A 268-nucleotide genomic window follows, 5' to 3' on the forward strand; every position below is an offset into this window, starting at 1 on the left:
GTATTATTACCGGCGCTGATTTAACGTTGGCTTTCTGGCAGCAGTTTTACCGGTTTTACCGCGCAACTTATAGCAAACGCTCCGGCCATGGCGGTTACCTGACGTTACAGACATTTGTACATTGGGGGCAGAGCATGGCAAGCCAGATTGTGGTATTTGCCGCCTTCAGACAGCATGATATGGTCGCGGCGGCGTTATGCTTTAGATCAGACGATACGCTGTATGGCCGTTACTGGGGTTGTAATGAAGATTTCAGACAGTTGCATTT

The 268-nt window shown here is 48.9% G+C and carries 1 protein-coding gene; it reads left to right on the plus strand.

The annotated features are described in order from the left end of the window. The coding region (locus tag R0J87_RS20950) for a peptidogalycan biosysnthesis protein (protein WP_498888673.1) at positions 1 to 268 on the plus strand (268 nt) is incomplete at both ends.

The organism is Halomonas sp. SIMBA_159, assembly GCF_046536035.1.
GTDB classification, from domain to species: domain Bacteria; phylum Pseudomonadota; class Gammaproteobacteria; order Pseudomonadales; family Halomonadaceae; genus Vreelandella; species Vreelandella venusta_A.